Below are 13840 nucleotides of genomic sequence, written 5' to 3' on the forward strand. Positions count from 1 at the left end.
CCCGTCAGCTGCGCATGGCAGCCGCGGCCTGCGCGTAGCCTCCCGAAGCCCCGTCAACAAAATGCACATGGTCATCCCGTGTGGCAGAGGGCACGATGCAGGTCATCATTGCCTCGTCCTGGGCGTGCAAACCATACCTGATCTTGCCGCGTGCCCGCGCCTCTTCCAGCATGTGTTCGATCTTTTTCAACGTCGCCGGATCGCAATCCAGCGTCATCTTCAAACCGTCATCGAATTTGCGAAAATCCGCATTGCTGCTGACCATATGCTTGTAATGCTCTGGCTCGAACTGTCCCATGCGTTTGCCCGATTTGAACAGAATCGCGATCAGAAGGTTCTGAAACAGCAGGGCAATCTTTTGCAGTCCCATATGCCGCCCGTTGCGCGATACATGCGCATCAATGTCCAGCCCCGGAGGCGGCCACTTCATGGGTGGGCCGTTCTCGGGCACGGGGTGACCTGCACGCTCAAGCTTTTCTGACGCGGACAGTACGGATTGCGCAAGATCGGCAAAATCGCGTTCCGTGGCCGATGCGGTGGGTTGAACAACCAACGAGACGATCTGACCATGCCGCGCCGTGCTGTTGGACCACCGGCACGACAGGCCTGTCAGATCCGGCAGCGCCCCCGGTTCTGCAGGTTCGACCATACTTCGCCCTGCTTTCATCTCGGCTTCGGCCCAGGCCAGCCCGCCACCTGAAAACATCGCATAGTCCACGCCGGTCGACGGTGCATATCGGGCCACGCGCAGGTCCCGGCCAGCGGCTCGGATCTCGGCAACTGATACCAAGGCCGCACGCAGGGACATGGAAAACTCTTCCTCCGCCCAACGCCGTAGGGCGGCCAGAGTATCGCGCGCCGCTTCAACCTGGCTGGGCGGAACCGCAAAGCCCGCGCCATCCCCGCCGAAGACATAAGGAAACAGCTTGCCATTCATGGTGTTGATCATGGCTGAAATCACGGCGGCCCCAACCGTGTTGACTGTCTTGTATCTGCCTCGCGCGATTTCGCCGGTTGAATCGACAATGTCCGCAATGCCCAGAACCCAGTCATCCGGCATAGTCGAAAACTTCGTTGGATCCGCCAACAAAGTAAATTCCCGCAACAGGGGAAGATTTTCATAAAACGCGGACTGGAGGTCTTTCATGGTCCCCCTCAAGATCAATGCTCCAGTTATACTAGATGGAAAACGGTCCGGGTCCTGCGTTTGAAACATAGTACACATGCTTGTGCGTTGCATCACGACATGCCAAGCCTTTTCCTGAGGCGCGCAAAAAAGAGGCGGATCATGCAGGCTGGATTGGTGGTTTTATGCCTGGGCTATGTGCTCAGCCAGTTTTTCCGCGCGTTTCTGGCTGTTCTCAGTCTGGATTTGGAAAAGGATATCGGAGCAACACCCGAAGATCTGGCCTTTGCGTCTGGGCTTTGGTTTCTGGTGTTTGCGGCAATGCAAATCCCGGTGGGCTGGGCGCTGGACAAGGTTGGTCCCCGACTGACCACGGCGGTTCTGTTGCTGATTGGCGGCGCTGGCGGGGCTGCGGTTTTTGCCGTCGCATCCTCGCCGCTGCATATCAACATCGCAATGGGCCTGATCGGCGTCGGATGCTCTCCGGTCCTGATGGCCTCATATTTCATCTTTGCCCGAGAATATCCGCCGGCGCGGTTTGCCACGTTGGCGGCTGTGATGTTGGGTGTGGGTTCGGTGGGCAACCTCGTAGCATCCTACCCCACGGCGATCGCGGTCGAGTGGATGGGATGGCGCGCAACGATGGTTGGGCTGGCAGTGATTTCCGCTGCAATTGCTTTGGGCATTTTGCTGACCGTGCACGATCCGGAAAAGGTCGAAACGGAACACAAGGGGTCACTGTTGGACCTGTTGAAGGAGCCTGCACTATGGCTGATCCTGCCATTGATGATGGTTGCTTACGCGCCTTCCGCAGCGTTACGCGGACTTTGGGCAGGGCCCTATCTGAACGATGTCTTCGGTCTCAGCACAACTCAGATCGGCACCGCGACGCTGGTCATGGGAACAGCGATGATCGCTGGCACTTTTGTCTACGGGCCGCTGGACCGCGTGTTCGGCACCCGGAAATGGGTCATTTTCGCAGGCAACGCTCTAGGGGCCGTCGCGCTGACGCTGCTGTGCTTGTGGATTGACAACGCTATCTGGCTTTCGGTTCTTCTGCTGGCCATCATTGGATTTGTCGGGGCCAGCTTTCCCGTCATTATGGCGCATGGCCGAGCCTTTGTGCCGCCACATCTCGTTGGCCGCGGCGTGACCCTGTTGAACTTGTTCGGGATCGGCGGTGCGGGCGTCGCCCAGTTCGTCACCGGCCGCATTCATGCCGCCACCGCTCAGACAGGATCAACTGCACCCTACACGGCGATATTCGGGTTTTTTGCCATATCGCTTGCCATTGGTTGCGTGATCTATCTATTCAGCCGGGATAGTGTCGACTGAAGCAGCCATCAGGAGAGCCCGGTGAAAGATCCCGTCGTCATAGCCCCAAATCTGAAACGCAGGCTTTCGGGCGTGACCGCAACCATCGCAAGGCTGGTTCCGCTGCAGGCACAATCAATCGACATCGCAGCCACCGGTCCGGGTCTGCCTGCCGACATCCCGCATATCCCATTGGGCCGCCTGCCTTTTCTGTCGCGCCGTACAACGCGAGTCTGGCACGCGCGCCGCAACACCGAGATGCTTCTGGGCTTGATCCTGCGCCACATGTTCCGCCTGAAGCTCAAACTGCTGTTTACCAGTGCATCCCAACGCCCCCACACAGGCTACACCAAATGGCTGATCGGCAAGATGGACGCGATTGTGGCGACGTCCCAAAAAACCGCCGGGTATCTTGAGCGCGACGCGCAGGTTGTCTTGCATGGTATCAACCTTGAGGATTTTGTGCCCCCTCAGGACAAGGCAGCCGTGCGAGCCAGACTGGGTCTGCCAAATGGGCTGCTGTTGGGATGCTACGGGCGTATCCGGCATCAAAAGGGCACAGACGCGTTTGTCGACGCCATGATCGATTTATGTGGGCGGTTCGACACTGTGTCCGGTATCGTCATGGGTCGGGCCACCGAGAAACACGCCACATTCCTTGCCGAGCTGAAAGACAAGGTCGCAAAGGCGGGGCTGTCTGATCGCATCCTTTTCATGCCCGAGGTCACGGTCGATCAGATTGCCGAATGGTATCAGGTACTGGATCTGTTTATCGCACCGCAACGGTGGGAAGGGTTCGGGCTTACCCCGCTCGAGGCGATGGCCTGCGGCGTCCCGGTTGTGGCAACAGACGTTGGCGCGTTTTCCGAGATCGTGACCGACCCCTCGCTGGGGCGGGTGGTTGCCCCCGACGACATTCCTGCGCTGGCCGACGCGGCGGCGGACATGCTGGAAAATCGTGATTCCCTTTCGCAGGCCGGTCAGGCCGCCCGTACCCATGTCGAACAGAATTTCGATATTCAGGGTGAAGCAAAGACATTGGTTACACTCTACAAGCGTCTTCTGAGCACCTGAAGCGCCTCAATTCGACGTCAAACTATCAAATCAGCGCCGAAAGCCCTTTTTTCTTCGCCGCAACGCAGCTATGAACGCGCGTCCTTAACTTTGGAGACATGAAATGGGCTATCGCGTCGTTGTCGCCGGCGCCACGGGTAACGTGGGCCGCGAAATGCTGAACATCCTGGCGGAACGCCAGTTCCCGGTTGATGAAATTGCCGCGCTGGCAAGCCGTCGTTCGCTGGGGACCGAAGTAAGCTTTGGCGACAAGACACTGACGACCCAGGACATCGACACTTTTGACTTCACCGGCTGGGACATGGCGCTGTTCGCCATCGGCTCGGACGCGACCAAAACCTATGGCCCCAAGGCGGCTGCGGCTGGTTGCGTGGTGATCGATAACTCGTCACTCTATCGCTATGATCCCGAGATTCCGCTGATCGTTCCGGAATGTAACCCCGAGGCGATCCACGACTACAAGAACAAGAACATCATCGCCAACCCCAACTGCTCGACCGCGCAGATGGTTGTCGCGCTGAAGCCGCTGCATGACCGCGCCAAGATCAAGCGCGTGGTCGTATCGACCTATCAGTCGGTTTCTGGCGCGGGCAAAGACGGCATGGATGAGCTTTGGGATCAGACCAAGGCGATCTACAACCCGACGACCGATGTTGAGCCAAAGAAATTCCAGAAGCAGATCGCGTTCAATGTCATCCCGCAGATCGACGTCTTCATGGAAGACGGTTCGACCAAGGAAGAGTGGAAGATGGTTGTCGAGACCAAGAAGATCGTCGATCCGTCGATCAAGGTCACCGCGACCTGCGTCCGCGTTCCTGTTTTCGTCGGCCACTCAGAGGCCGTGAACATCGAGTTCGAAGAGTTTCTGGACGAAGACGAGGCCCGCGACATCCTGCGCGAGGCACCGGGCATCATGGTGATCGACAAGCGCGAAGACGGCGGTTACGTCTCGCCCATCGAATGCGCGGGCGATTTCGCCACGTTCATCAGCCGTATTCGTCAGGACTCGACCGTAGAAAACGGCCTGAATCTGTGGTGCGTCTCGGACAACCTGCGCAAAGGTGCCGCGCTGAACGCGGTGCAAATTGCGGAACTGCTGGGCCGTGAAGTTCTGAAAAAGGGCTGACGATCCAACCTTTGCACAGACTAAAAAGAAACCCGCTGTTTGGTCAGCGGGTTTTTTGATTTGTGTAGGAAAGCCAAGATTGAGATCCAAAACTGACTTTAACCCCGCCTACAAGTACTTGGGAAAGGTAAGAATCGGCCACTCAGCTGCCATTCGCTGCGATTGCAGCACCGATCACCAAGGATGGTATGAATGCGCGGAAAGCGGATATTCATGAAGTTAGTAGCAAAGGTCTGCAACGAGCCCAAAGCGGACATACCCAACCTCCGCAAAATGTGTTGCTTGATAAAGGGCAGACTGTCCGCCACTCTTTCCAGATTGGTAGTTTGGGGTTTTGTCATGACGGATAGTTTTGACGTTATTATCGTTGGCGCCGGAAGTGCTGGATGCGTCCTCGCCGCTCGTTTGACCGAAGATGTGAAGCGTTCCGTTTTGTTATTAGAGGCCGGCGGATCGAACGACGACCCCCGGGTTTCCACACCCGCAAAATTTGGCGCTCTCTCTAATACACGTTTCGATTGGGCATTTCGGACAGCTCCGCAGGGCGAACTTTCGGGACGCCAGATCGCCTATCCGCGCGGTCGATGTATCGGCGGCACTGGTTCGATAAACTACATGATATACCTGCGCGGGCATCCGGCAGACTACAACACGTGGTCCCAAATGGGCGCAACGGGCTGGGGATGGGACGGTGTGCTGCCCTATTTCAAGAAGGCTGAGAATTGGGAAGTCGATGGAGATCCGTCGATCCATGGGGACGGCGGCCCGCTGACTGTGACTAAGCCAGGCGAGCGGTCGCCCTTAACCGAGACATTTATAGAAGCCTGCCAGCAGGCCGGGATTCCATTTAATGGCGATCTGAATGGCATGGAACTGGACGGCTGTGGTTATTTCCCCGCGACCTTGCAAGAGAACAGGCGGGGCAGCACCGCGCAGACATACCTCTCCGCGGCGATGGGGCGTCCCAACTTGACCGTTGTGACCGGTGCGACGGTTATGTCGTTGCAATTTAAGGGCAGTTCTGTGACCGGTGTGAATTATCTTGCCAAGGGAGAACTGAACCATGCAACTGCACAGGAAACCGTCTTGGCGGCGGGGGCCGTAGGCTCACCTCAGATATTGCAACTTTCAGGAGTTGGCCCTGCAGACCGTTTGAACGATGTCGGAGTCCGGGTAAAGCATGACCTGCCCGGCGTGGGTGAAAATCTGCAGGATCACTTCCATTACCGCGCCCGTTGGGAAATCGATCAGCCTTTGACCTTCTATGGCCGAAGCGCAGAGCAAGCGGCAGAGGTTGAGCGCCTATACTCGGAGGAGTCGCGCGGTCCCCTGACAACGAACCACTTTGAGTCTGGTGCGTTTCTGAGATCCGGGCCCCATGTCGATATTCCCGACATAGAACTGCTTATGATCCCATATTTCATAAGCTTGGGAGCCCCGGAGTATCGCCCACCGGATCGCCACGGTTTCACAATCTCTGGTTTTCCGACCCGCCCTTGGAGTCGAGGGCGTGTGACTATAGCATCAAACGACCCATTGGATCGGCCCATTATCGATCCTGGATATCTAAGCGATCCGGCGGATGTCGATCTGATGCGCTCGATCATCAAGGAAGCGCGGAAGATTGTATCACAGGAAGCCTTTTCGAAGCTTAATCCGGTTGAGATATCTCCGGGGGCGGACGCCCAGAGCGACGAAGAACTTCTTGCGGACATTCGTGAGATTTCGTCGACGTCCTTTCATCCCGTTGGCAGTTGCAGGATGGGGCAAAGCGATGATTGCGTCGTAGCTCCTGACTTGAAAGTGCACGGGCTTGAAGGGTTGAGCGTTGCCGATGCGTCTGTGATGCCGCAAATGAACACCGGACACCCCAACGCGCCGGTGATTATGATTGCTGAAAAAGCTGCCGACATGATCGCTGGGCGCGTTTGAGTGAAATAATTGCTAAGCATCAGACAACCGATTTTTTGTGACAGGATCAGGCCCCGACCTAGAACCGCAGACCGAAGCCTATCGAAAAACCGGAAAATCCTTCGGCAACTACACCGTTTAACATTACACGTCCCGCTTGAACGGCTGGCAGACCGGTCAGGCGAGTATCAATCTCAAGTCCTACGCCAGCTGTGGCCAGCCAATCGGTGCCAAGAACGGTTACACTGTCGCCGTGATACAGCACAACACCGGCATCCAGAACGAGTTGTGTTGGGAGTTCGAAGAGATTGACGTTTTCCAGCGGATAGCGATGACGTGAGAACAGGGTTGTTTGGTTTGAACTCGCACTTGCGTTCCCAGCCTCAGGCTCGTTGATCGGGTTAAAATCCAAGAATGTTTGACGGATACGATATTCCCCCTGCCACGATCCAAATTGCGCCTCTCGGAAGATACCAAGCGAAGCACCAACCCCGAATGCGTTTAAGTCTCCGTCGATCAAATCGTTGGAGCTAGATGCCGAACGCAGCAATGGAAAGCTGCCAAGAAAAGCATCCGCAGTCACTTGGCCAAGTGAAAGATGTCCGACCGGACGAACTTTCCACTCGTTTACCAATGGAAATTCCCAACCGATGCCGACCGTTGCTGCCACGCTTGACCAAGTTACATCCAACTCAGTGTCGGGGGCGATCTCTGGAAAGAAGAGTACCGGGTTATATTTTTGATAGGCAACAAGACCCTCTACATACAGCCCGTTTTCAAGTGGCTTGTAACCTCCTCGCAGTTGCGTCGAGCGTAGACTCTTGGCACCTCCGGAAGCATCAAGAAAAGAAAACGAGGATAAAGTCTCGTTTGGGGTGGCGGCGATACTCAAGACAGACAAAGCCGCTCGCGCTGCGGCCTCAGAGGCATCAGGGTCCACGCTTTGAGCATTGGATGGACTAGTTGAACTTGCAGTTGAAAACACCGCGAATGCAAGAAATCGTCTCAATGTACAGGCTCATTTGTCGGATAAAATGGAAGACTTAGCGATGTCCCTTAAGCTTAGCATTGCCGGGATAAGAATGCCCCGCCTTTTGCCATATTTGTTTTGCTGTTAGGCAATTTGGTCTCGATTGTGAGGGTCTCGCCCCCAACTGCTTCCTTAACCGCCTAAGAGGGGACCTAAATTGGGGAATACCAGTCAGCAATGTGAATTGAACCCGTCGCCGCAATGTCCGCTCTGCATTGATAACCCGTATCCAACAAAAAGTGGCAGGTGGCAGCTTCGAGCCCAAAGCGGCCAAATGGTCAGCAAAACCCTGCCGTCGCAGCGGAACACGGAATTCGCCTGACAGTGGAAAAGACAGTGTCGACATTTTTGGCGTTAAAATATTTGGTGGTCTGAACGCGTAACCAAATATTTGTCGTCAAATATCAAGCATAAGCTCTAGACGTCGTATAGATCAGTCTTTCCAAATCGGATGGCCCTACTCAGGCGCTATGTTGTGATTGATCCTGAACAGATTTTTTGGATCATAGCTGCCCTTTATTTTCGAAAGCTTCCCGCTGTTTAGGCCGTACGCACCAGCCATATGTTCCGCTTCGTCTTCGGGCATAAAGTTTACATACGCGCTACCGGTCGCATGAGGCCGCATCTGATCATAAAGTCCCCGCGCCCACGCAATGCACTCACTATCCTTGTTCGGGTCTTCCCAACGTGTGTGAACATTCATTATGAAGTGTGCTGATCGTTGCGGATAAGCTGTTGAGTCGGGTTCAATACGCGCCATTGCGCCACCTACGTGCGCAATAAAAACTTCGCAAGCAGGGTCGGGAAGGCTGGAAACCGCCTCGAGAAGACCAGTGATTACTTCCGACGAAAGCGCGTCGAAATCATGGCTTTTCCAATAGTTCCGGGCGCCCGGTGTGAGCAAAGGGTCGAATGCTGCTTGCCAGTCTACAAACTTGTGAGGTGAGATAACGTCGGCTATTGGTTCTCCAAGCGCGCGCAAGCCCGACATGGCTTTTTCACCATCGTCTATAGGACCACTGTAGCAAGCCGCAAAAATCAGCACCTCTCTCCCATGCCACTCTTCTGGTAGGAACGGGAGAGGAGGAGCTTTTCGCATCACGCTCCAGACGGTCAGCTCATCGGGTGAATCATCTGCAATGGCTGCGAATTCTGCAAGCAGCTCTGGCGCCTTTTCGATCGGGTGAACGATCAGGCCGGACAGAACATCGGGCCCAAGATCATGCAACTGGAACTCGAATGAGGTCACGACGCCGAAATTGCCGCCTCCACCTCGGATGGCCCAGAAAAGCTCCGGATGGCTTGTGGGCGAGGCGCTGACAATCGTCCCATCTGCCGTCACGACTTCTGCCGACAGAAGATTGTCGATCGTCATTCCGAATTTCCGCGTCGTCCACCCAAAGCCGCCGCCAAGGGTCAGACCAGCGATACCAGTTGTCGAATTGATGCCGACTGGGACAGCAAGCCCATGAGCCTGGGTTTCGCGATCTACATCGCCAAGCAATGCACCCGGTGCAACCCGAGCAGTCTTGTTGACAGGGTCCACGTGTACCGATTGCATCTGGGACAGATCGAGCAATACTGCCTCGTCTGCAACGGCGTGCCCTGCAATTTGATGCCCACCTGATCGGACTGACATTATAAGGCTGGCGTCCCTAACAAAGTTTACAGCTTTCTGTACGTCGCTCGCCCCCATCGCGCGGATCACGAACCCAGGGTGACGTTCGAACATGCTGTTCCATGTAGTTCTTGCGCCTTCATATTCCGGAGTGCCCTGTAAGTAGACGCCGCCGCGAAGCGAAGAATTAAGCGCATCCAAAGCGTCTTGACCCACAGTTGCCGTGTTTCCGTCGAGTGTTTTTATGTCGTACATGCATAGGCCTCCCTGTTTTCAGGTCAGGCTTCTTGCGCGGCTGCCTCATGTAGTTGTGACTTCCGACGCGTTGCCCCGCAGAGGAATCGCCTCGGTTTAGGTTTTTGAACTGCGAATATTCAGGCGAATATTCTGGGATCTATCTGATCCACGGGTGTAATGACATCGGCTGGGATGTTAAGGCGCTCGGCCGCCGTTCTGAGACTTTCCTCGTCGGGGGCCTCATACAGGCAGTATGTTTTGCGCTTGTCTGCGCTGAGGAACGAGAAAATCCACTCGACCCCGACTTCGTCATTGATCTCTTTGATGTGAATTTTGTCGTCGTCGCTGACGTTCAGCTGCTCGGCAAAATTTCTCTCAATTATGTACCTTGGCATAATGCTCCCCCAAGCATCTAAATGACTTTAAACAGCTACTCCCTCGAGCTTTGACCTAAGGGAAACCATACTCAATCGCTGTGAAATTGCCAACGCTTCCCCTTCTAGTTGAAACGCTAGTTCCAAATCATTCGTGCGGCCCCGTTGCCTTAGCGCGGATGCATATGCTGCCTTGCTGTGCGCAATCCACGGTGGGCATTTCATGCGCGTGTCTATTTCGATGGCCTTATGGAACATCCTCTCAGCGGCGTCCCAGTTTTTCAGCACCGTTGCCAGATTGCCCAGACGTCTTGCAGCCGCCCCGGCGCAAACTGTTGTTGCCCCAGCGGTGATCGTCAGCTCTTCGTATGGGGTCAGCATGTCATAGAGGGTCTCAGCATGTCCCAGATGCTCGACTGCGACACAAATGTCAGCAAGATAAGACAAAGTAGTTGAAAACATTGCATCAAGGGGAAGATTGAAGCCATTCTCTGCCATTTCATTCAATATGCGTTCAGCTGGTTCCTTGTATCCCAACTCGGCGGCAATAAGGCCAAATCCCGGTTTCCAAGAAATGTCTTCCGGGCTATCCGTCATCAGCTTCTTGATCACCGGTGCAACTTCGTGCAGCCGGTTTTGCTCGCGGCGAATGGTAAACATCTGAACACCGAAGACGCCCTCAACATGTTCTCCATGTGTCTTTCGACCGATTTTCACCGCTTCGTTGGCATGCATCTCTGCCTGCTCAAAATCGCCATCCATAATTGCAACCATGGCGCGTGCGTGCTTCTGTACCCAGTAGAGTTGCAGATGGTTGTCCTTTTCCGAAATCTCCGTCAGCAGATCGAGTGAATGATCCATCAAGTCGCGGTCGGCCATTTCGGCCCCGACAAAAAGACTAAGTGTCCGGTCCCGACCCTGATCAATACTCCCTAGGTTTTCGGCCGCTCGATGCATCGCATCAAGATTTTCACGCCAATGACGTGTCTCTCTGCCTTTGCGCGCGACGAATGGCGCCCCAAAATGCATCATCATCACCGAGAATTGGGATTTATAGTCCCCCAGTTTCGCGGCCAATTCCATTGATTGCTGACCATAGCGTGCGCCTTCAGAAATCTGGCCGACAAACATATGTGCCCGTGCAAGTTGGCTCATCAATCTGCACTGCCGTACTTCGTCATCGTCGGGAAGGTCGTTCAGAGCTCTAACACAAAGCTCAATGGCCTCGCCGTGTCTCTTACTCGACATCATACACGAGTCCGCAAAATGGTTCGCAGCATCAGCGGCGAGCGCCACATCGTGTATTCCACGGGCGGCGTCCGAGGCCTCTTTCAAAGCCGCTATCCCTTCTGGCAACTGACCCAGGCTGTCATGGCTGCGACCAATCAGGATTTTGGCTTTGATCGTTTCGACACCGTTGTCAGATCTAAGATTTTCGGCCGCTTTGAGTGTTTCCCTAGCGTTGACCATCGCCTCTTGGCTGGCGGATCTCGCCAATGCCATTTCAGTTGCCGTCTGCCATTTGTCGAACGCAGCACGCCATTCTTCGGCCTCTGAAAGATGGCGGGCAACCAACTCGGGCCGACGTTCAATCTCTGCTGACCGCAACTGGATCAATGCACGTGCCACGTTTGCGTGTTGTTGTCTGCGGGTTGAGCCCAGCATGGATTGATAGGCGGTATCCCGAATAAGGGCATGACGGAAAACGAAATACCCTCGATTGTGCCCGCTTTCAAAGATCAAACCTGTTCGAGACAGCTCTTCTATACGAGATTGAATTTCCGCACTCGCAAGACCTATTGCAGAAGCCAGCAAGCTAGGCTCGAACTCCCGTCCAATGACGGCTCCTGTTAACGCGACTTGTTTAGCCTCTGGTGAGACCGCGTCAAGACGTGCCATCAGTGTGCCTTTCAAAGACGCGGGTATGTGGACTTGCCCGTGTTCACCCGCCTCAACAATCGCCCGGGCCAGTTCCTCGACGAATAAAGGCACGCCGTCCGTCTTCTCAATGATTGTGGCAATCAGAGCATCGTCGGGTGCTTTTCCGGTAACATTGCGAACTAGGTTCGAGACATGGGTCGTATCAAAACGACGCAGTTGGAGCGTATGTACGTGCGCTTCCCCGTCATCATGGGCAAGTTCCCAGCCAGGCCTGTGGGTAATCAAAATCATTAAAGGCAGATCTCCGCAAATTGCTTTGAAGCGATCCAAAAGAGCTTGGGTGGAAGGATCAATCCAATGCGCGTCCTCAACACAAAGGATAACAGGACGCGTGCTTGCGCGCACCTGAACCGTGTGGATTAACGTCTGAATCGTGAGGTCACGTTGCTCCTGCGGAGACATATCGAGAACGCTTCGGGCAAGAGCACTGTGAGGCGCAACCAGTGCGGCAAAGACGGGCAGAACCTTTTCCCATTCCAAGCCCTCTCGGCTTTCCAACATTTTTTTAACAAGGTCGAGAATTTGGTCGTCATCAAAATCTGTCCCCACACCAGCATCCTGAGAAATCCTCTGGGCGACAGGGTGGAACGGGCTACTGGTAAGGTAAGGAGAGCAGTTCAGCCTGATAATATCAGCTTCGCTAGTCGCTACAGCATTAGCGAGAAACTCTTCCGCCAATCGCGATTTACCGATCCCAGCTTCACCGGCAAGCAGAACAACCTCTCCCTGACTGTTCTGCGCACGCAGCCATAATTGTAAAAGGATACCTTTTTCGTAGTCGCGACCAATCATGACGCTGCCACTTTCGTCCCTGTATGAAGCTCGAAACCGGCTTTCCGCGCTGTGTTCTGATACGACAGTCAAAAGGGTCCGTGGTTCTTTGAAACCTTTCAGTTCGGTTTGTCCAAGAGACGTAAACTCAAATAGCCGATGCAAAGTTTCTTCGGTCTCCTCAGCAGATAAAACAACTGAGTTAGGTTCTGCGTGTTCCTGAAGCCGCGCTGCCAAATTGACAATTGGCCCCGTCATGGCTCCTTCTTCGTAGGTGTTTTCACCGATCGTATCGCCAACTACCACTTCCCCACTCGCGATACCTAACCTGGCTGACAAGGGCTCACCGTCAGGTGTTTTTAGCTCTCTGACCCGTCGAACGGCCTCAAGACCAGCCTTTACAGCGCGAACTGCATGATCTTCATAGGCTGTCGGCCAGCCAAAAAACACCAGGAGACCGTCGCCCAAATACTTCGAGACGTAGCCGCCATACCCTCTAACTGCACCTGCAACCGCATCCTGGAAGCTCTGCAGCAGTTCGCGCATGTCTTCGGGGTCAAACCGGTTAGTCAACTCAGTCGAGGCGACGAGATCAGCAAACAAAACTGTTAAGTGACGCCTCTCTGCGATCGCCAATGAAGCAGGCTTCCTTGCAGATAAGGCCACGCCTTGCGATCCATCCGAAATGGGAACCCGACCGACTTCGTATACATCCGAGTCTACGGCTTGTGGCGATTGAGACGAGTGCTCTTGGCCAGTCAATTCTTGAACCGCTGCCAGGATGATTTTTCGGTGGCCCAGACTAACCCCAAGCTCTTTAAGGTCATCGTTTGACAGTAATGGTAGTACACGTGCGTCGATATCATGCTGTGCAAAAGCGTCTGAGTATTGACCCAGTTCAAGATCGTTCAGCCAATTGTCGATTTTAACCGCCATAACAGGATCATGCTTAGATACGGGACGCTAATCAAGAAAGCGCTGTAAAAACGGGCTGATTTTTGGCGGCCAAATGTCTGCATTGCCTTTGAAGGAAATGACACCTACCTATGCAACTTTTTTCGGAATGCAGAGGTTATTTGCAGGCAGATCTCTCTCAGCGTGCATTTGCTGCGCTGCCGCGAAAGGCAGCTTTGTCCGCGTCACAGCCATCCACGAACCAGACAGGAAATGTCCGGTTTGCGCGGATCGCGACCTGCTGCATGAGCGAAAGGCTGAAGTGTGATCAATGGCGGCTCAGGGGCTCCAAGCGAACTACGGAAATCTTTACAAATCTGCCTCCAAGCACCCTTTCCTCTCAAACAGCACCTTCTGGCTCATC

General features: G+C 54.6%; 9 protein-coding genes. 4 read left to right on the forward strand and 5 right to left on the reverse strand.

Translation table 11 applies throughout. The features are described 5' to 3' along the window. Positions 1-4 precede the first annotated feature (4 nt). Positions 5-1147, reverse strand: coding sequence for a DUF3095 domain-containing protein (locus tag ALB80_RS13260; RefSeq protein ID WP_050604558.1), 1143 nt, complete (start codon positions 1145-1147; stop codon positions 5-7). A gap of 141 nt (positions 1148-1288) precedes the next feature. Here ALB80_RS13260 and ALB80_RS13265 point away from each other — a divergent pair, with 141 nt between their 5' ends. The 4 genes from ALB80_RS13265 (at position 1289) to ALB80_RS13280 (ending at position 6572) form a co-directional block, all read left to right on the forward strand. Further along, complete coding sequence (locus ALB80_RS13265; protein WP_050604559.1) at positions 1289-2461, forward strand: MFS transporter; 1173 nt, start codon at positions 1289-1291, stop codon at positions 2459-2461. A gap of 21 nt (positions 2462-2482) precedes the next feature. Beyond that, on the forward strand, positions 2483-3514 hold the full coding sequence (locus ALB80_RS13270) for a glycosyltransferase family 4 protein (protein ID WP_050604560.1): 1032 nt from the start codon (positions 2483-2485) through the stop codon (positions 3512-3514). Positions 3515-3617: 103 nt separating this feature from the next. Then, complete coding sequence (locus ALB80_RS13275; RefSeq protein WP_050604561.1) at positions 3618-4640, forward strand: aspartate-semialdehyde dehydrogenase; 1023 nt, start codon at positions 3618-3620, stop codon at positions 4638-4640. A 339-nt stretch (positions 4641-4979) separates the two neighbouring features. Continuing rightward, entirely contained in the window at positions 4980-6572 is a 1593-nt protein-coding gene (locus ALB80_RS13280; protein WP_050604562.1) for a GMC family oxidoreductase, read from the forward strand. A 58-nt stretch (positions 6573-6630) separates the two neighbouring features. Here the strand turns inward: ALB80_RS13280 and ALB80_RS13285 are convergent, their stop codons facing one another. The 4 genes from ALB80_RS13285 to ALB80_RS13300 form a co-directional block, all read right to left on the reverse strand. Further along, positions 6631-7560: a hypothetical protein gene (locus ALB80_RS13285; RefSeq protein WP_157054213.1), complete on the reverse strand. Its 930-nt coding sequence runs from the start codon at positions 7558-7560 to the stop codon at positions 6631-6633. A gap of 478 nt (positions 7561-8038) precedes the next feature. Then, the gene (locus ALB80_RS13290; protein ID WP_050604564.1) at positions 8039-9454 is read right to left on the reverse strand and encodes an FAD-binding oxidoreductase; all 1416 of its coding nucleotides are present in this window, start codon (positions 9452-9454) and stop codon (positions 8039-8041) included. 119 nt (positions 9455-9573) lie between these two features. After that, positions 9574-9831: a DUF4242 domain-containing protein gene (locus ALB80_RS13295; RefSeq protein ID WP_050604565.1), complete on the reverse strand. Its 258-nt coding sequence runs from the start codon at positions 9829-9831 to the stop codon at positions 9574-9576. 27 nt (positions 9832-9858) lie between these two features. Then, on the reverse strand, positions 9859-13458 hold the full coding sequence (locus ALB80_RS13300; protein ID WP_050604566.1) for an adenylate/guanylate cyclase domain-containing protein: 3600 nt from the start codon (positions 13456-13458) through the stop codon (positions 9859-9861). Positions 13459-13840 lie beyond the last annotated feature (382 nt).

This window comes from Ruegeria sp. 6PALISEP08 (genome assembly GCF_001238295.1).
In the GTDB taxonomy this organism is placed as follows: domain Bacteria; phylum Pseudomonadota; class Alphaproteobacteria; order Rhodobacterales; family Rhodobacteraceae; genus Ruegeria.